General features: G+C 61.1%; 19 protein-coding genes, 1 tRNA gene and 2 pseudogenes. 8 read left to right on the plus strand and 14 right to left on the minus strand.

The features are described from left to right. Positions 1-152 (plus strand): annotated as a pseudogene (locus L6D64_RS25965) (IS5/IS1182 family transposase); the annotation flags it as partial. A gap of 341 nt (positions 153-493) precedes the next feature. Here the strand turns inward: L6D64_RS25965 and L6D64_RS25970 are convergent. Together L6D64_RS25970 and L6D64_RS25975 are read right to left on the minus strand one after the other, a co-directional pair. Beyond that, on the minus strand, positions 494-820 hold the full coding sequence (locus tag L6D64_RS25970; RefSeq protein WP_176509537.1) for a DMT family transporter: 327 nt from the start codon (positions 818-820) through the stop codon (positions 494-496). Positions 821-896: 76 nt separating this feature from the next. Then, positions 897-1,898, minus strand: coding sequence for an SLAC1 anion channel family protein (locus tag L6D64_RS25975; protein ID WP_176509536.1), 1,002 nt, complete (start codon positions 1,896-1,898; stop codon positions 897-899). Between the two features lie 115 nt (positions 1,899-2,013). Here L6D64_RS25975 and L6D64_RS25980 point away from each other — a divergent pair, with 115 nt between their 5' ends. Next, complete coding sequence (locus L6D64_RS25980) at positions 2,014-2,964, plus strand: GlxA family transcriptional regulator (RefSeq protein WP_176509535.1); 951 nt, start codon at positions 2,014-2,016, stop codon at positions 2,962-2,964. A 544-nt stretch (positions 2,965-3,508) separates the two neighbouring features. On the opposite strand, the gene L6D64_RS28325 is transcribed toward L6D64_RS25980, so the two are convergent. After that, complete coding sequence (locus tag L6D64_RS28325) at positions 3,509-4,003, minus strand: topoisomerase DNA-binding C4 zinc finger domain-containing protein (protein ID WP_176509534.1); 495 nt, start codon at positions 4,001-4,003, stop codon at positions 3,509-3,511. Between the two features lie 327 nt (positions 4,004-4,330). After that, positions 4,331-5,005: a polysaccharide lyase family 7 protein gene (locus tag L6D64_RS25990; protein ID WP_176509533.1), complete on the minus strand. Its 675-nt coding sequence runs from the start codon at positions 5,003-5,005 to the stop codon at positions 4,331-4,333. Between the two features lie 613 nt (positions 5,006-5,618). Between L6D64_RS25990 and L6D64_RS25995 the strand changes: the two genes are divergently transcribed. Then, on the plus strand, positions 5,619-5,813 hold the full coding sequence (locus L6D64_RS25995; RefSeq protein ID WP_176509532.1) for a hypothetical protein: 195 nt from the start codon (positions 5,619-5,621) through the stop codon (positions 5,811-5,813). A 1-nt stretch (position 5,814) separates the two neighbouring features. Here L6D64_RS25995 and L6D64_RS26000 read toward each other — a convergent pair whose 3' ends face one another. Then, complete coding sequence (locus L6D64_RS26000; protein WP_176509531.1) at positions 5,815-6,228, minus strand: DoxX family protein; 414 nt, start codon at positions 6,226-6,228, stop codon at positions 5,815-5,817. A 104-nt stretch (positions 6,229-6,332) separates the two neighbouring features. Then, positions 6,333-6,417 (minus strand) — tRNA-Leu (locus L6D64_RS26005). Positions 6,418-6,621: 204 nt separating this feature from the next. Here L6D64_RS26005 and L6D64_RS26010 point away from each other — a divergent pair. The 5 genes and pseudogenes from L6D64_RS26010 (at position 6,622) to L6D64_RS26025 (ending at position 9,967) form a co-directional block, all read left to right on the plus strand. Next, a complete protein-coding gene (locus L6D64_RS26010) occupies positions 6,622-6,906 on the plus strand; it encodes a hypothetical protein (RefSeq protein ID WP_176509530.1) in 285 nt (94 codons plus the stop codon). 116 nt (positions 6,907-7,022) lie between these two features. After that, positions 7,023-7,625, plus strand: a pseudogene (locus tag L6D64_RS28665) (PAS domain S-box protein); the annotation flags it as partial. Positions 7,626-7,646: 21 nt separating this feature from the next. Next, entirely contained in the window at positions 7,647-8,150 is a 504-nt protein-coding gene (locus tag L6D64_RS28670) for a two-component system sensor histidine kinase NtrB (RefSeq protein ID WP_437182026.1), read from the plus strand. Between the two features lie 5 nt (positions 8,151-8,155). Further along, positions 8,156-9,601: an ATPase domain-containing protein gene (locus L6D64_RS26020; RefSeq protein ID WP_176509528.1), complete on the plus strand. Its 1,446-nt coding sequence runs from the start codon at positions 8,156-8,158 to the stop codon at positions 9,599-9,601. Positions 9,602-9,613: 12 nt separating this feature from the next. Further along, the gene (locus tag L6D64_RS26025; RefSeq protein WP_054884940.1) at positions 9,614-9,967 is read left to right on the plus strand and encodes a response regulator; all 354 of its coding nucleotides are present in this window, start codon (positions 9,614-9,616) and stop codon (positions 9,965-9,967) included. Positions 9,968-10,031: 64 nt separating this feature from the next. Here the strand turns inward: L6D64_RS26025 and csrA are convergent, their stop codons facing one another. The 8 genes from csrA to L6D64_RS26065 all read right to left on the minus strand — a co-directional run bounded on the left by csrA (position 10,032) and on the right by L6D64_RS26065 (position 15,822). After that, a complete protein-coding gene (gene csrA, locus L6D64_RS26030; protein WP_012315047.1) occupies positions 10,032-10,229 on the minus strand; it encodes a carbon storage regulator CsrA in 198 nt (65 codons plus the stop codon). Between the two features lie 253 nt (positions 10,230-10,482). After that, on the minus strand, positions 10,483-11,505 hold the full coding sequence (locus L6D64_RS26035; RefSeq protein WP_176509527.1) for a DNA topoisomerase IB: 1,023 nt from the start codon (positions 11,503-11,505) through the stop codon (positions 10,483-10,485). A gap of 57 nt (positions 11,506-11,562) precedes the next feature. Continuing rightward, positions 11,563-12,654 carry a molybdenum ABC transporter ATP-binding protein gene (gene modC, locus L6D64_RS26040; RefSeq protein WP_176509526.1) on the minus strand — a complete coding sequence of 364 codons (1,092 nt, stop codon included), beginning with the start codon at positions 12,652-12,654 and terminating at the stop codon, positions 11,563-11,565. 1 nt (position 12,655) lies between these two features. Beyond that, positions 12,656-13,336 carry a molybdate ABC transporter permease subunit gene (gene modB, locus L6D64_RS26045; RefSeq protein WP_176509525.1) on the minus strand — a complete coding sequence of 227 codons (681 nt, stop codon included), beginning with the start codon at positions 13,334-13,336 and terminating at the stop codon, positions 12,656-12,658. Next, positions 13,336-14,094 (minus strand): molybdate ABC transporter substrate-binding protein, encoded by a 759-nt coding sequence (gene modA, locus L6D64_RS26050; RefSeq protein ID WP_176509524.1) that lies wholly within the window; start codon positions 14,092-14,094, stop codon positions 13,336-13,338. Before modA ends, modB begins: the two co-directional genes overlap by 1 nt. A 145-nt stretch (positions 14,095-14,239) precedes the next feature. Beyond that, entirely contained in the window at positions 14,240-15,316 is a 1,077-nt protein-coding gene (locus tag L6D64_RS26055; protein WP_176509523.1) for an NAD(P)H-dependent flavin oxidoreductase, read from the minus strand. Between the two features lie 24 nt (positions 15,317-15,340). Beyond that, positions 15,341-15,511 carry a hypothetical protein gene (locus tag L6D64_RS26060; protein ID WP_176509522.1) on the minus strand — a complete coding sequence of 57 codons (171 nt, stop codon included), beginning with the start codon at positions 15,509-15,511 and terminating at the stop codon, positions 15,341-15,343. Between the two features lie 8 nt (positions 15,512-15,519). Further along, positions 15,520-15,822: a DUF1883 domain-containing protein gene (locus L6D64_RS26065; RefSeq protein ID WP_054884946.1), complete on the minus strand. Its 303-nt coding sequence runs from the start codon at positions 15,820-15,822 to the stop codon at positions 15,520-15,522. Positions 15,823-15,837 lie beyond the last annotated feature (15 nt).

Here is a 15,837-nt window from a genome sequence, read left to right on the forward strand (position 1 = left end):
CGCTCAAATACTGGATGGGAAGCACTCACTTCCTGACCAAAACCCTACCGAGGGTAAGCACCGAAATGAGCCTTCACGTGCTGGCTTACAACCTCAAACGAATGATGAGCATCTTTGGCATCGCTGGACTGATTGAAGCGATCAGGACATGAGTCCAAGCGTTTCTTTACGTCCGTATACGGCTATCTGGGCCGCTGCCGAGACCCAGATAGCACAAGCCGCACCTGATACCCGACTGAAGTAAATCTGCACCTACATCTGCTGAATTAACAGGCTGCCCCAGCTTCTTTCGCTACTCGACGTACTTACTTGCGTTTTCACACAGCCTGGACCGAAAGCTGCCGTACGTGACATGCCGCCATCGACCCTTAGCTGCCCGTTGTTACAGACGGAAATCGACACAAAGCTTTCTGCTTAAAGTACGCATCGCTGCTGGCATTTGAAAATCGATTACTTTCCTTTCTCATAAAAAATGAAAGTTGATTCGACCTGATTAGGCCCACCAGTGTAGCCCGGCGACACTCACCAGAATCGCGCCAATCCAGAAGAACCTCCAGAACGAAACCCCGTCACCTAACCAATACATGCCAACGATGGCCGTGCCTGCGGCGCCGATGCCGGTCCACACCGCATAGGCGGTGCCGACTGGCAGGACCCGCAGCGCCATCGTCAGTAAAGACAAGCTGCCGGCCAACGCCACGAAGGTGCCGGCGAGCAACCAAGGCCGCTCCATGCCATTGGCGGATTTGAGTCCAACCGCAAAGGCGATCTCCAGGAACCCGGCACCGATCAGCAGTAACCAGGAGGTGGTGTTAGTCATGGGTCGAGACCTTTCAGGGCAGAAAAAAGGCGAGCCACGAGGGCTCGCCAAAGGAGAGGTTAACGGAGATGAAACGTCAGTTGGCTAACAGTTTGCCACGCACCAGGCTGGACAGTGTTTTCACAGTCAGCACGCTCAGTGCCACGGTGAGGAACAGCAAAATCAGTACGGCGATGGCCATCAGCACAGTGTTGTTCTGGGCATGTGCGTATTTCAGAGCAGCATTGCTCAGGGCCGCGATGGGAAAGCTGATTGCCCACCACGAAGGAGCAAAAGGCACATCGCGACGGAATACTTTGAAGCTCAGCACCACGAACAGGAATAAGCCGAAGTAGAACAGCACGCTGGCAAACCGGTCGATCTCGCCAAACACATTGGTGTACGCCAGGAAACCGACTTCAAACGGCGCAATCAGGATCATCAGCGAAGGCACCATGCCTTTGGCCAGGGGAGCCTTGTGGACAAGGCGCGAGAAAATCCGAGTGTAGAAAACCAATGCCAGCACCGCACCCACGGCCAGTGCAAACAGATTGAACTCGGCAGCCCAAACCATAGGCATGTGCGCACCGGTGACCGCGATATCAAGCGTCGCAACGCCCGGGATTAACCAGACCGGCACTGCATTCAACGTGTCCTGCGCGCCCGACAGCAGGCGCGAAACCACCAGCACGGCGAGCAATACGGTCAATACGCTGCCCACTACCCACAATGCTTCGCCGACCAGCGAGCTGTGAGGCGCCACCACAGCGGAAAGCAACAACAACGCGATGGTGACAGTGCCGAAAAAGTTGCTGGCAACCGGGTGATTAAATTCGCCCCGTACCGCTTCGGGATGTTTGAACCATTTAGTCAGGTAGCCGAGGGTCAGCAGAACGAAGATCAGGCCGGCAAACGCGCCTATCGCCTCACCCAGCTCGCCGCCGATACCCAAGTACTGGCCACTCAATCGCCAGGCCATACTCAGACCAGCTAGTCCCATAACTGAGCCAAACAAATTGATGGGCAAGTTTTTGATGGAAGTCGTGCTGGTGGTTACAGATTGAGCCCCAGTAATGTTGGGTGTGGATGGAGCGTTCATGGGAGTCTCCCGTTTGACTGAATTTGCTGTGGAGGCTATTTTCAGCCAAACAGAAACTGGCTGAAACAGTAGCATTACGACATTTTCAGCCAATGATTCGACGAGGACAGACACCATGCGCATCGCCTTCCTTGCCTTCCCCCGCGTTCAACTGCTGGATGTGGTCGGTCCAGCTGATGTCTTCGCCGAGGCGGCTAAGCAATTGGGCAACCCGCGGGCCTACCGAGTCGAAGTGATCGGCACCGAAAAAGGCATGATCAAAGGCTCAAGCGGTTTGAAGCTCGCCATCGACGAGACCTTCGAAACCTATAAAGGCAGGATCGATACCTTGCTCGTGGCCGGAGGTCCGCAGATCGACGAGATCGCGCTCAACCCTGCCTTGCAGCAGTGGCTGCGCGCACAAGCTATGAAGGTGCGCCGCATCGGCTCGGTTTGCAGCGGCGCCTTCCTGTTGGCCGCCGCCGGCCTGCTTGACGGACGTCGCGTCACGACCCACTGGAATTCCAGCGCCAGACTCGCCAAAGAGCACCCGCAGACCGAAGTCGACGCTGATAGCATTTTTATCAAGGACGGCAACCTCTACACTTCGGCTGGTGTCACCGCGGGTATGGACTTAGCTTTGGCACTGGTAGAAGAGGATCACGGCAGGGAGCTGGCGCTGAAAGTGGCGCGAGAGATGGTAATGTTCTGTAAACGACCAGGCGGGCAATCGCAGTTCAGCGCGCAGTTGGCAGCCCAAACTGCTGAACGCAGCGTGATCAGGGCAGTGCAGGATTACGTGTTGCAGCATTTGAAGGCCGACCTCAGCGTCCCTGCTCTCGCTACCCGCGCCGGCATGAGCGAGCGTAACTTTGCTCGGACCTTCAAGGCCGAAGCCGGCTCGACACCGGCCGAGTTCGTGGAGCTGGCGCGCATCGATGCCGCCAGGCGCTTAATCGAGGATTCAGATGTGTCCCTCAAGCGCCTAGCCGACACCGTGGGGTATGCCAATACCGATGGTTTTAGAAGGGCCTTCACGCGTCGTCTCGGGGTCGGTCCGAGTGACTATCGAAAACGGTTTTCTTGAATGTGATGAGAAAGCGGGCCGCTAAAATCCTATGGTGCTGATAGAACAGCCATAGTGACGTTGGGCTAGTCATTGATAGGTACGTTCAATCATGCCTCGGTTCCAAGGACCTCAACTGTACAGGCTCAGCATTTCAATAATCGCGTCTGGCTGAATTCGTCGGTATCTGACCGGCAGCTATGGGTCGAAAACGGTCGGTCGAGGCTGACCATTTTTGCCGCTCGTAGCCTCGGTAGGGGCGTGGGCTGGCTAGCAATCGATCAGGTTAATAATCCGGCTTGTCCAGTGACGAGTTTTCCAAAAGGCAGCGAAGGTGACGAGCCAGGACGGATCGTGATCGGCAGGACGCCGGGGTGGGGGCATAGGCTGTCTAATACCGCTCGAAAGCTTCTCGGTTTTACTGGGCGAAAGTCGCCCAAACTCGCCCATGCATATTAGATAGGTTCGACGCATAGGCCGCTGCTGGCGCGGCCTGAGGTCGATTTTCCACACTACTGCTGCATTACTGGTAGTTAGATTGGGCTAACTCAAACCTGGTCAGTCGTCATGTGTTTCGAATGCCTCTACAGCGCGGATATGTTGAACAGCCCATGAAGCTGCGACCTGCATATCGCCCTGTTTTTGCAGTCTTTAAGCGCATCGAACTGCCGCAGCGAGGGCAAAGGCCAAGTTCACTCCATTTTTCGCGGGGAGGTCTAGCAGGGTTGCTGGGCGCGAGCTCGCGAGGTGTAGTTCCTGGTAATGCCGCCGAACTAGGTAAAGACGTTTTGCCAACGACGGTGTCAGGCTTACGGCCAAAGAGTTTGCCGAATGCCCACAGTCCGCCCCAAACGATAGCAATAAACAGGAAGATGACGAGTCCACCTGCGCCATTGCCTCGTCCGCCCCGTCCGCCCCGTCCGCCTCGCCATCCGCCCCTGCCGCCACCTCGTCCACCACCCCGCGCAGCTGCTTGGTCGCAAATTAGGCCCACTGCCAAGAGCAAGAGCGCGCGGCGCGACAACTCATTTCGATCCATCGTACGATACCAAGCTGACATTGGCTAAGCGCCATCATCTTCGATTGATGCCAGTCCCGCAATCTTCAAAATGTGGGCGGTAGCCGCTGCATTGCTCGGGAAAGCTAACGTACCAAGCAACAGAAATTTCGGTTCCAAAACTTCTCCGGCGACCCTTGTAGAATGCGGGTTACAGCCCGGCCAAACTCGATTCGTTTTGGAACTAATTTTGTCGTTTAGGCTGCATGAGGCGGCGATTCTTGGGTCGGATTGCAAATCCGTCTACGCCGGTTCGATTCCGACCTCGGCCTCCACTCTTCGAAAACCCCGCAGATGAAAATCTGCGGGGTTTTTCATTTTGCCCGGCATTTAGCCATGGCTCAGCGAAAGGTCGCTGATGATGCACACTGAACCATCATCGGCCGGCGTGGTGTCGGTGTAGTCGACCTGGTTGTAGACCCCACCATGGAACTCGAACAAGTGGCTGTCCCAGGTATCATCGAGTTGCAGTTCGCTCGATGACTTGGAGACGCCGTTGCACCTGGCGGTCACCTTGACCATGCCGGCAGAGGTGGCGTGGATGATCACGTCGAATTTCGTGCCGAGCGGCACGCCCAGCAGGAGGGTGCTGTTCACCGGGTTGGTCTGGTTGTAAGACGTCCGGAAGCCGATGGTGATGTTGCCCTTGTTCCAGAACACCTTCACTGGCGGGCTGTCGTCCCCCCTGACGTGCATCTGGCTGATGACGACCTTTTGCGCCGAGTTGACCTTGGTCAACGTCATTGTCTGGCGATTCCAGTGGTCTGGGGCGCTGGCCAGCGTCCAGTTCTGGGTCTCTGACCACTCGCAACGGGTTCTGTGGGTGCTCTTGCTCGAAGCGCCTTTGGTCGGTGCTGTGAACTGGACGGACCCGTCGCTGAGCACTTTGACCACGCTCGGGAACTCGGCGATGGCGACAGCACCGTTGAGTTCAAGCGCGACGGGGTTCGTTGAAGAGACGGCTACGGGGGTAGTGATCGTTAGATTACTGATATTTACGGTCATAAATACTCCTGACGATAAAATCATTGGCCTGGCACGATTGCCATCCAACCGTGATGCGTTCCTCCGCATCCGGCTGGGCACTCGTGAATGCGCAGGCGGATGATTTGGAAGTCACGATGACTGTATGGATATACAGTACATTCGGGTGGCCTTTTTTCAACCCCCGCAAGCGTGTACAGCGAAATGACGGGTAAGCAAATGGCACAGACCTGCAGCTGGCAGCTCTGTAAAAGCCCGGCTCAATGGCGGGCTTCCCTCATCTTTATCGGGCGTTTCTGGTTTCGACTGCTGCGGTCAGCCAAGTGATGCGACTACTTTCGGTACGCATTTCACATACCCGGAAAAAGAAAAACCCGCCAACCAGTGGCGGGTCCAAAGAAAGTACGGAGCAGAGTCAGATTGTCAAAGTGGTTGTCATAAACTCGTGAAGTTCACGTTGGCGGTGTGTCGATTCCCGGTGCGCATAAAAAAGCCCGCCATCGAGGCGGGCAACGAACGTTTTGAAGGGAGAGGTTTCAAGCTGAGGCCCGCTGATTAAGTCAGCATTAATGGCGCGCCATTGACCACGGCGAACGATGCGCCTATAAGGCGTGCCAGCATTCCAGGAGCCACCATGCGCGACGAAGACGACCTGCACGAACCCGAACATGATCATCTGCTCGATCACGAATTCCTCTATGAAGACTACGACCCTGAAGCGGACGCTCAAGGCGCCGAGGACGAAGTCGAGGAAGACGAGGCGCTGCTGGATGACCTCGATGACGAAGCGTGCGATCACCCAGCCTGGCACGACGACCTGGACGACTGAATCAGCGCCCGTCGACCGAGTAGCGCCCTGGGCCGCTGACTGCCAGTGCCAGCAGGCCGCCGCAGATGCTGAGGTTTTTCAGGAACTGAGTCATGTTCGCGGCGCGCTCCGGGTCGATCATGTTCCAGAAGGGATGACCCAGCAGCCCGGTGCCCAGCACGAACAGGGCAAACAGGAAGGCCAACGGACGGGTGTAGAAGCCCAGGATCAGCAGGATGCCGACGATGAACTCCATGAACACTGCAATCGCTGCCGCGAGCATCGGGGCAGGGGCGCCCAGCGAGGTCATGTAGCCGACCGTGCCTTCAAAGCCTGTGAGCTTGGCCCAACCGGACAGCAGGAAAAGGATCATGAGCAGCACGCGAGCGATCAGCAGCATGATGTCGCGTTGACCATCGAACAGGGAGTAGCGCATGGCGGCATACCGGTGAAGGGGGACAAACTCCACTCTAGCAGTTGCCCAGGGGATTGCTGCCGTGCAGCAAAAAGGCGCCGCAAGGGCGCCTTTTCAAAGGAGTTTGGTGCGAGTGGCGGGACTCGAACCCGCAAGGCTCACGCCGACAGATTTTAAGTCTGCTGTGTATACCAATTCCACCACACTCGCACGCTTGAAAGGGTCGTGGCGACCGGCGCGCTTCTAGGCAGAAGGGCCTGACAATCAAGTGCGCTTTATAACCCATTGTTATAGTTGAGTCAAACGCAGCGCCTATGATCAAAGGAATGAGGGGGTCGATCGAAAGGGCAATTGACACCTTGCTGTCATTACGCCACTGTTGCCCACTTCATTGGATCCAATGAGTGTGACGCCATGTCCCAGGCCACTCCTTCGGTTCTTCCCGGGCGTGCTGTTCGTCCCCGGTTGTTCTGGCGCCTGCTGTTCGCGCAGGTGTTGCTGCTGGGCGCTTTTCTGTACCTCAGCCTGATCACCCTCGGTAGCTACCTTCTGCTATTGGGGTTCGATGGCGAGCAGCAGCAACCGCAGCGCCTGATGGCGTTGGCAGGTGGCGGCCTGATCCTGCTGGTGGGCCTGTGGCTGTTGAAAGTGGCGATGCCGAGGCGCATCAGCCTGGTCATGGTCGAACCCGAGCGCTGATAATCTGTTACAGCGCGCGCTGTTGCAGAAGGGTACGCTTGGCTAAGCTAATCAGGCCCCCCTGCTGTGCCTGTGGAGTATGCATGGTTTCAGCCGACTGTATCGATCACCCGGTCATGCCCGCCAGCCGCTATGAGCAACTGGTGCAATCAGTGGTGGATTACGCCATCTACATGCTCGACCCCACCGGCCATGTGGTGTCCTGGAATGCCGGCGCCCAGCGGATCAAGGGTTACCGCGCCGAAGAAGTCATAGGCCGGCATTTCTCGCTGTTCTTCACGCCTCAGGATTGTGCCGAAGGGCGCCCGGAGCGCCTGCTGAAAATGGCCCTGGAACAGGGCGTGGCGCAGGACGAGGGCTGGCGCGTGCGCAAGGACGGCACGCAATTCTGGGCCTTGGCTGCGCTCGATGTCATCCGCGACGAGCAGGGGCAGATCATCGGCCTGGCCAAGGTCACCCGTGATATCACCGACCGGCGCGAATCGGCGCTGCAGCTCGACGCCGTGCGGGCCCAGTTGTTCCAGGCGCAGAAGCTCGAAGCGCTGGGCCAGCTTACTGGCGGCCTGGCGCACGACTTCAACAACCTGCTGACCATCATCATCAGCTCGGCGCGCCTGGCCCAGGCCAGCCAGGACCCGGCGCGGGTGCAACGCATGCTCGAACATATCCTCGATGCCGGGCAGCGCGGCACCGAGCTGACCCAGCAGCTGCTCAGTTTCGCCCGCCACCGGCAACTCGATGTGTCACTGATCGCCCCGGCCAAGCTGCTGGATTCCACCCGTGGCCTGCTGGAGCATGCGCTGCCGCGTGAGATCGCGTTGCAAGAATACCTGCAGCCCGATCTGCCACTGATTGAAGTGGATGCCGGCCAGCTGCAGATGGTGCTGCTCAATCTGCTGTTCAATGCGCGCGATGCGATCGGCGAGCGGGGCACGATCGACCTGGCGGTGCTCACGGTCGAACTGGCAGGGGAAGTCGAAGGGCTGCATGGCACGTTCGTGTGCTTCGAAGTGAATGACACGGGGGAGGGTATCGACCCGCTGGTGCTGCCGCGTATCTTCGAGCCGTTCTTCACCACCAAGGCTTTCGGCAAGGGCACCGGCCTTGGCCTCAGCCAGGTCTACGGTTTTGCCAAGCAGAGCAATGGCGCCATCCGTGTCGACAGCACGCTCGGCCAGGGCACGTGCATGCGCCTGTATCTGCCGGCCTATCAGCCCGATGCGCGGGCACAATCCGACAGGTAGCCACCATGGTTCAAGCACTCAAACGGCTGGTCACGGGGATCGAAGGGCTCGATGCCTTGCTCAAGGGCGGCCTGGTTGCGGGCGCTTCCTACATCGTTCAGGGCCCGCCCGGTGCGGGCAAGACCATCCTGGCCAACCAGTTGGCCTGCGGCCACGTGCGGGGCGGCGGCAAGGTGCTGGTGGCGACGTTGCTCAGCGAGTCCCATGAGCGCTTGTTCCAGTACCTGGCGACGCTCGAATTCTTCGACCCAGGCATGGTGGGTGACCAGATCCAGTACGTCAGTGCCTTCGACACCCTTGAACAGGAGGGGCTCGATGCGGTGGTCCGGTTGCTGCGCCAGGAAATCGGCAAGCAGCAGGCGAGCCTGCTGATCGTCGATGGCGTGCTCAATGCCCGGGTGCGTGCGGAAACGGCGCTGGATACCAAGAAGTTCGTCTCGGAGCTGCAAGGGCACGCGGCTTTCGCCGGCTGTACCGTGTTGCTGCTGACCAGTGCCCGGCTGGATGACAACAGCCCGGAGCACACCATGGTCGATGGCGTGATCGAGTTGGGTGAGCAATTGGTCGGTAGCCGCGCCGTGCGCCACGTGCAGTTGCGCAAGACGCGGGGCAGCGGGGCGTTGTCCGGCCGCCACGAGTGCCTGATCGATGAAGCCGGGTTGCACGTCTACCCGCGCCTGGAATCGCTTTACAGCCACCCCAGCCAGCTGGGCTCCGCCTCCTTGAGCCGGGTGTCCACAGGTGTCGAGACGTTGGACGAAATGCTGGGCGGGGGGCTGACGCTGGGCTCGGTCAGCCTGCTGATGGGGCCCTCGGGGATTGGCAAAACCTCGATTGGCCTGGCTTTTCTGGCCGCAGGCAGCGTGGAGCAGCCGGCACTGCACTTCGGTTTTTACGAAACGCCTGCCCGTCTACGCCTGAAGGCTGCGGCGCTGGGCTACGACTTTGCCGCCCTCGAGCGTTCCGGCGCCTTGCACCTGTGCTGGCAGCCGACCACCGAAGGCCTGCTGGACCAGGTGGGGGCTCGTCTGCTCAGGCAAGTCGAGCAGCACGGCAGCAAGCGTGTGTTGATCGACAGCCTGGGCGCGTTCAGCCGCCTGGCGGTCGACCCGGCGCGGCTCAATGCGTTCTTCCGGGCTTTGGCAGGTGAGTTGCGGGCGCGGGATGTCAGCGTCATGCTCACCTGGGAGATGCGTGATATTTTCGGTTCGGAAATCACCGCCCCGGCGCCGGACCTGTCGAGCATCGTCGACAACCTGATGCTGATGCGCTTCGTCGAGCTGGATTCCCAGCTGCGGCGCATGTTGTCGATCCTGAAGGTGCGCGACAGCCACCACGACCCGGCGCTGCACGAACTGCGCATCGGCCCGCAAGGTATCGACCTGCGCAAGGCGTTCGAAGGTGCCACAGGCGTGCTTTCGGGTACGCCGGTCGCACAAGGGGCTGGCTGACGGAGCCTGCCGATGAACACCATCCTGATCGTCGATGACGAGTACCTGATCGCCGATATCCTCGGCTTTGCCCTGGAGGACGAAGGTTTTCTGGTGGAAAAGGCGAGCAATGGGCGCAAGGCGCTGGAGGCGTTGCAGGAAAAGCGCGTGGAGCTGGTGATCACCGACTACATGATGCCAGTGCTCGACGGCGGGGAACTGGCGCGGGCCATCCGCGACGAACTGGGGCTCAATGACTTGCCGGTGATTCTCATGAGCGGCGCGCAGGCCAGCAAGGCCGACCCAAGGCTGTTCGCTGCGGTCTTCGACAAGCCGTTCGACATGGACAAGATGATCGCCAAGGTGCGCGAGCTGCTCGGCACCTGAGGTTCAGGTTGTGGCTTGTGCCAGTCGGTCAAGCGCGTCCGTGCGGCTTGAAACGAGGCTCGGGTCAGTGTTGGTCGTCGTGCTTTTCCGGCGCCGGGCTGCCGGCCTGGATGCGCTTGAAGATCTCTTCCCGGTGCACCTGGACATCTTTTGGTGCATCGATGCCAATCCTCACCTGCATCCCTTTAACGCCCAGAATGGTGACTTTGATGTCATCGTTGATGACGATACTTTCGCCAACCTTACGGGTGAGTATCAGCATGTAGTTCTCCTTGGTAATGTCGAAATCCGTCGGGCCATTGGACCGCAACGGTGGGAGCTGGTCCCTCTTCCTTCTCATTAAAGACGCTTTCGGCGGATAGTAATTCCCCGGAAGACAAATTCTGTTGCGTGTCTTTAGTTGCAGGTGCCGAAGAAAATGCTGCAAAGCAGGTCGGCGAGGTGCTCGACGGCAAGAATAGGGGGCTTCGGGCTTTATGGGAAATTTCTCTGCATGATGGGCTGGATAGTTCGGCTCAATCATCGTCTTGTGTTTCCAGTGCTTGAAGAAACAGCAGCAAGGCCACTTCTTCAGCATCCAGCCCCTTGCGCACGCGGCGCTCAGGCAGGTCGGCGAGGCGCCCGAGGGCGTAGTGTTCGAGTACGGCCGGGTGGATATAGCAGCGCCTGCACACTGCCGGGGTATTGCCCAGGCGTGCGGCCACCTGCTTGACGATGGCCGCGACCTGGCGCTTGGCTTCACTCTCCGGCTCCCAAGCCAATGGCCGCAGCAGGCTCAGCGCCAGGCTGCTGCCGGCCCAGGTGCGGTAGTCCTTGGCGGTGAAGTCGGCGCCAGTGAGTTGCTGCAGAAACTGGTTGACCTCGCTGGAGCCGATGCTGTGCCGCTGGCCGTTCTCGTCCAGATACTGGAACAGCGCCTGCCCGGGCAGTTCCATGCAGCGCTTGAGCAGGTTGGCCAGGCGCCGGTCGCGCAGCGTGACATTGTGCTCGACACCACGCTTGCCGCGGAACTGGAAGCGTACGGTGCTGCCCTGCACCTGAACGTGGCGATTGCGCAGGGTGGTCAGGCCGTAGGACTGGTTGTCGCGCAGGTAGCGCTCGTTGCCGATGCGGATCAGCGTGTGATCGAGCAGGCTCACCACCAGCGCCATGACCTTTTCCCGGTCCAGGCCCGGCCGGGCCAGGTGCGTTTCCAGTTGTGCGCGCAGTTTCGGCAGGGCCTGGGCAAAGGCCAGCATGCGCCCGTACTTGTGCTGGTCGCGCAGTTCGCGCCACTGGGCGTGGTAGCGGTATTGCTTGCGGCCGCGGGCATCGCGGCCGGTGGCCTGCAGGTGACCTTGCGGGTCGGCGCAGATCCATACATCGGTGTAGGCCGGTGGGATCACCAGGGCGGCGATGCGGGCCAGGGTTTGTTGGTCGCGGATGCGCTGCCCCTGGGCATCGAGGTAAATGAAACGGTCGCGCCAGCGGCGCCGGGTCAGGCCCGGCTGGCTGTCGTCGACATAGTGCAGGTTGGGTGGCAGGGGGCAGTCGAGCATCGGCGGCGGGCCTCGATCAGGTCACTGATCAATGGACAACGGCCGCTTCGATGATGCTCAACCCAGCAGTGCCACCGACTTGATCTGCGCGAACAGCGCCTGGCCGGTGTGCAGGCCGAGCTGGTCCGCCGAGAACCGGGTGATGCGCGCCAGCAGGGCATTGCCGCCGGCGTCCAGGCTCACCAGCACATGCGCCGGGTTGTCTGCCGGGCGCGTTTCGCGCACCCGCACCGCTAGCCGGTTGAGAATGCTCGAGGTGCTGTCGGCGCGCAGTGCCAGGCTCACATCCCTGGCCTGGACCTTGATCCGCAACGTGCTGCCCATGCTGTGCGCCGGGTGGGCGATACGCAGCAGCGGCGCTTCATGGCCGGGCAGGCGCAGGTCGAGCAGGCCGTAGTGCGGATCGTGGCCGACCACGATGCCCTCGAAGACCACCCCGGCATCCTCGCCCTGGGCCAGTGACAGGTCGAGGCGGGCCAAGGTCTCGCCGATCGGCCCGCTGGCCATGGCCCGGCCTTGTTCCAGCAGCACCAGGTGGTCGGCCAGGCGCGCCACTTCGTCCTGGGCATGACTGACGTAGACCAGCGGGATGTCCAGCTCGTCGTGCAGGCGTTCCAGGTATGGCAGGATTTCGCGCTTGCGTGGCCCGTCGAGTGCGGCCAGCGGTTCGTCCATCAGCAGCAGCCGCGGGCTGCTCAGCAGGGCGCGGGCAATGCCGACCCGTTGCGCCTCGCCACCTGACAAGGTGGCCGGCTTGCGTTCGAGCAGGTGGCCAATGCCCAGCAACTCGCGGGCCTGTTCCAGGCTGACCCTGCGCTCGGCAGGGGCGATGCGCCGCCAGCCGAATTCCAGGTTGCCGCGCACCGACAGATGCGGGAACAGGCTGGCCTCCTGGAACACATAGCCCACCGGGCGCAGGTGCGCAGGCAATAAGTGGTTGCGGGCGCTGTCTTCCCATACCTCGCCGTTGACCTCGATGTAGGCACTGGCTGCCCGCTCGAGCCCGGCCAGGCAGCGCAGGCATGATGTCTTGCCTGAGCCCGAGTGGCCGAACAGCGCGCTGATGCCGCGGCCGGGCAGGTCCAGGTCGACGTCCAGGGTGAAGTCGTCACGCGCCAGCTTCAGCCGCGCCACAATCGATCCGCTCATTTCAGCTCCAGCCAGCCTTGCTACGGCGCCCGGTGTAGAGCAGGAGCAGTACCAGGAACGAGAACACCAGCATGGCACCGGCCAGCCAGTGGGCTTGCGAATATTCCATGGCCTCGACGTGATCGAATATCTGCACCGAAACCACGCGGGTCTTGTCAGGGATGTTGCCACCGATCATCAGCACCACGCCGAACTCGCCCACGGTATGAGCAAACCCGAGGATGCTGGCGGTGATGAAGCCGGGACGCGCCAGCGGCAGCACCACATGGACGAAGGTATCCCAAGGGCTGGCGCGCAGGGTCGCGGCCACTTCCAGCGGGCGCTGGCCGATGGCGCTGAAGGCATTTTGCAGCGGCTGCACCACGAAAGGCATGGAGTATACCGTCGAGCCGATCACCAGGCCGCTGAAGCTGAACACCACGGTACCCAGGCCCAATGCCTGGGTAGCCTGGCCGAGCCAGCCATGCGGGCCGAGGGCGATCAGCATGTAGAAGCCGATGACCGTTGGCGGCAGCACCAGGGGCAGCGCCACCACCGCGCCCACCGGCCCGCGCAGCCACGAGCGCGTGCGCGCCAGCCACCAGGCGATGGGCGTCCCGACGATCAGCAGGATCAGCGTGGTCAGGCTGGCCAGTTTGAGGGTCAGCCAGACCGCGCCGAAGTCACTGGCGTCCAGCGGCATCAGATTTCATAACCGTAGGACTTGATCAGCGCAGCGGCTTTCGGGCCTTTGAGGTAGTCGACCAGGGCTTTGGCAGCCGGGTTGTCCTTGCCTTTGTTGAGGATGACCGCGTCCTGCAGGATAGGCTCGTGCAGGTTGGCCGGGACGATCCAGGCCGAACCGCTTGCCACCTTGCCGTCCTTGTAGATCTGCGACAGGGCGACGAAGCCCAGTTCGGCGTTGCCGGTGGAGACGAACTGGTAGGCCTGGGTGATGTTCTGGCCTTCGACGATCTTGGCCTTGGTGGCCTCGGTCAACTTCAGCTTGTCCAGCACCTGAGTGGCCGCCAGGCCGTAAGGGGCGGCTTTCGGGTTGGCGATGGCCAGGTGCTGGAACTGGTTGTTCTTCAGTACCTCACCTTTGTCATCCACGTAGCCCGGCTTGGCCGACCACAGGGCCAGGGTGCCGGTGGCGTAGGTGAAGCGCGAGCCCGGGACGATTTGCTGCTCTTCTTCCAGCTTCTTCGGGGTGCTGTCATCGGCCGCGAGGAACACTTCGAATGGCGCGCCATTCTTGATCTGCGCATAGAACTGGCCGGTGGCGCCATAGGCAGCGACCAGCGTGTGGCCGGTGTCTTTTTCGAAGTCCTTGGCGATGGCCTGGATCGGCGCGGTGAAGTTCGCCGCGACAGCTACCTGCACCTCGTCGGCCCAGGCGCTGTTGAGTGTGACCAGGCTGGCCAGGCTGGTGGCGGCCAAGTGGGACAGGCGGATACGCATGAAGACAGTTCCTTGGGATGGTCATCGTTATGGTGTGAACTATATAGCGATAGACCATTTGCCGGGAAGGGGCTGGAGGAAGGGTTATAGCCTGGGAGAATTTCGGCTGTCCGTGCCAGCCTGTTCGCGGGCACGGAGTCAACACCTACTGCTGGATCTGCGCCAAGGCCTTGCCAGCAATCTGCCGGGTCAGCTGCTCGGCCGGCATGTGCCTGCCCAGGCGCAGCGCCTGCCCTGACCACAGGTTGCTGAAATCGCTGTTGCCTTGCGCATCGGTAATCGCCCGCAGTGGCATCAATGCACCTCCGGCCAGCGGGAAGCGCGGCGCCAGTTCGCTCATCGGCCCCAGCTCTCGCATGATGCGGTTGTTGATGCCACGTGCCGGGCGCCCGGTGAACAGGTTGGTCAACGCGGTGTCGCTGGCCGCTGCGCTGTCCAGTGCGCGGCGGTGGGCAGGGGAGACCTTGGCCTCCGGGCAGAACAGGTAGGCGGTGCCGATCTGCACCGCGCTGGCGCCCAATGCCAGGGCTGCCACCAGGCCGCGGTGGTCGCCAATGCCGCCGGCAGCGATCACCGGCAGGCGCACGGCATCGGCAACCTGCGGCACCAGGGCGAAGGTGCCGATCTGGCTGGTGATATCGTCGCTGAGGAACATGCCGCGATGGCCGCCGGCTTCATAGCCCATGGCGATGATCGCATCGCAGCCATTGGCTTCGAGCCACTGCGCTTCTTCCACCGTGGTGGCGCTGGACAGCACCTTGGCACCCGTGGCCTTGACCCGCTGCAGCAGTGCCGAGTGCGGCAAGCCGAAGTGGAAACTCACCACCTCCGGGCGCAGTTGCTCGACCAGCAGGCAGCTCTGTTCATCGAAGGGGGCGCGATTGGAAACAGGCGTAGGCGCATCGAAGTCGGCACCGACTTCGCTGTAGTACGCTTTGAGGGCCTGTTTCCAGCGGGCGTCGCGCTCGGGGTCCGACGCTGGCGGCTGGTGGCAGAAGAAGTTCAGGTTCAGCGGCTGCCCAGGGCAGGCCGTGCGGAAGGCCTCGATTTCGCTACGCACCTGCTCGCCCGTGAGCATGGCGCAGGGCAGGGCACCCAGGCCACCAGCCCGGGCCACGGCAATGGCCATGGCCGAACCCGTGGCACCGGCCATCGGCGCTTGAAGAATGGGCAACTCGATGCCCAGCAGATCGAGGATACGACGGTCGGGCCAGTTGCTCATGCGCTTCTCCTTGTCGCCGCTGCCTTACAGTGCTTTGCTCACCTGGATGTCGCTGATCTTTTCGGCGTCTTCGCCGTGGATCTTGCGCAGGGCTTGCATGGCCTGTTCGTGCGAGGCGTCGGCCATCACCGCGAAGTCCCAGCGGCGCTGGCCGTCGAGCTTGTACTTGATGACGTATTTGATGTTCTGGGTCATGGTGGGCCTTATCCGAGTTTCGACGACGAGCGGCGGATGATCTTGATCTTGTGGGTCAGGGTCGGCTTGCGCGTGACCGAGATCGGCCGGGTGGTCACCGTATCGATGGTGATGTTCCAGAAACCGGTGCTGGGCACGGTGATCTTGGCCGGGAAGCGATCGAAGTGGCCACCATGGTAGGTGTGCCGGCCGCCGTTCTTGAAGCTGCGGAAGTTGGCGTCGTTCATCAGGCGGATGTTGCAGCGCTGGGAGCACTCGATGACGACGATGTCGTCCTCGTTCAGGTGCTCGCGCTGGTGTACGAATTTCATGGGGTGCTCCGCAAG

Source organism: Pseudomonas urethralis, assembly GCF_021602465.1.
In the GTDB taxonomy this organism is placed as follows: Bacteria; Pseudomonadota; Gammaproteobacteria; order Pseudomonadales; family Pseudomonadaceae; genus Aquipseudomonas; species Aquipseudomonas vlassakiae.

Excerpts from the sequence above, each read along its gene's own strand:
- L6D64_RS25970 (WP_176509537.1), bottom strand. The coding sequence starts at position 820 with ATGACTAACACCACCTCCTGGTTACTGCTGATCGGTGCCGGGTTCCTG.
- L6D64_RS25975 (WP_176509536.1), bottom strand. The coding sequence starts at position 1,898 with ATGAACGCTCCATCCACACCCAACATTACTGGGGCTCAATCTGTAACC.
- L6D64_RS25980 (WP_176509535.1), top strand. The coding sequence starts at position 2,014 with ATGCGCATCGCCTTCCTTGCCTTCCCCCGCGTTCAACTGCTGGATGTG.
- L6D64_RS28325 (WP_176509534.1), bottom strand. The coding sequence starts at position 4,003 with ATGTCAGCTTGGTATCGTACGATGGATCGAAATGAGTTGTCGCGCCGC.
- L6D64_RS25990 (WP_176509533.1), bottom strand. The coding sequence starts at position 5,005 with ATGACCGTAAATATCAGTAATCTAACGATCACTACCCCCGTAGCCGTC.
- L6D64_RS25995 (WP_176509532.1), top strand. The coding sequence starts at position 5,619 with ATGCGCGACGAAGACGACCTGCACGAACCCGAACATGATCATCTGCTC.
- L6D64_RS26000 (WP_176509531.1), bottom strand. The coding sequence starts at position 6,228 with ATGCGCTACTCCCTGTTCGATGGTCAACGCGACATCATGCTGCTGATC.
- L6D64_RS26010 (WP_176509530.1), top strand. The coding sequence starts at position 6,622 with ATGTCCCAGGCCACTCCTTCGGTTCTTCCCGGGCGTGCTGTTCGTCCC.
- L6D64_RS26020 (WP_176509528.1), top strand. The coding sequence starts at position 8,156 with ATGGTTCAAGCACTCAAACGGCTGGTCACGGGGATCGAAGGGCTCGAT.
- L6D64_RS26025 (WP_054884940.1), top strand. The coding sequence starts at position 9,614 with ATGAACACCATCCTGATCGTCGATGACGAGTACCTGATCGCCGATATC.
- csrA (WP_012315047.1), bottom strand. The coding sequence starts at position 10,229 with ATGCTGATACTCACCCGTAAGGTTGGCGAAAGTATCGTCATCAACGAT.
- L6D64_RS26035 (WP_176509527.1), bottom strand. The coding sequence starts at position 11,505 with ATGCTCGACTGCCCCCTGCCACCCAACCTGCACTATGTCGACGACAGC.
- modC (WP_176509526.1), bottom strand. The coding sequence starts at position 12,654 with ATGAGCGGATCGATTGTGGCGCGGCTGAAGCTGGCGCGTGACGACTTC.
- modB (WP_176509525.1), bottom strand. The coding sequence starts at position 13,336 with ATGCCGCTGGACGCCAGTGACTTCGGCGCGGTCTGGCTGACCCTCAAA.
- modA (WP_176509524.1), bottom strand. The coding sequence starts at position 14,094 with ATGCGTATCCGCCTGTCCCACTTGGCCGCCACCAGCCTGGCCAGCCTG.
- L6D64_RS26055 (WP_176509523.1), bottom strand. The coding sequence starts at position 15,316 with ATGAGCAACTGGCCCGACCGTCGTATCCTCGATCTGCTGGGCATCGAG.
- L6D64_RS26060 (WP_176509522.1), bottom strand. The coding sequence starts at position 15,511 with ATGACCCAGAACATCAAATACGTCATCAAGTACAAGCTCGACGGCCAG.
- L6D64_RS26065 (WP_054884946.1), bottom strand. The coding sequence starts at position 15,822 with ATGAAATTCGTACACCAGCGCGAGCACCTGAACGAGGACGACATCGTC.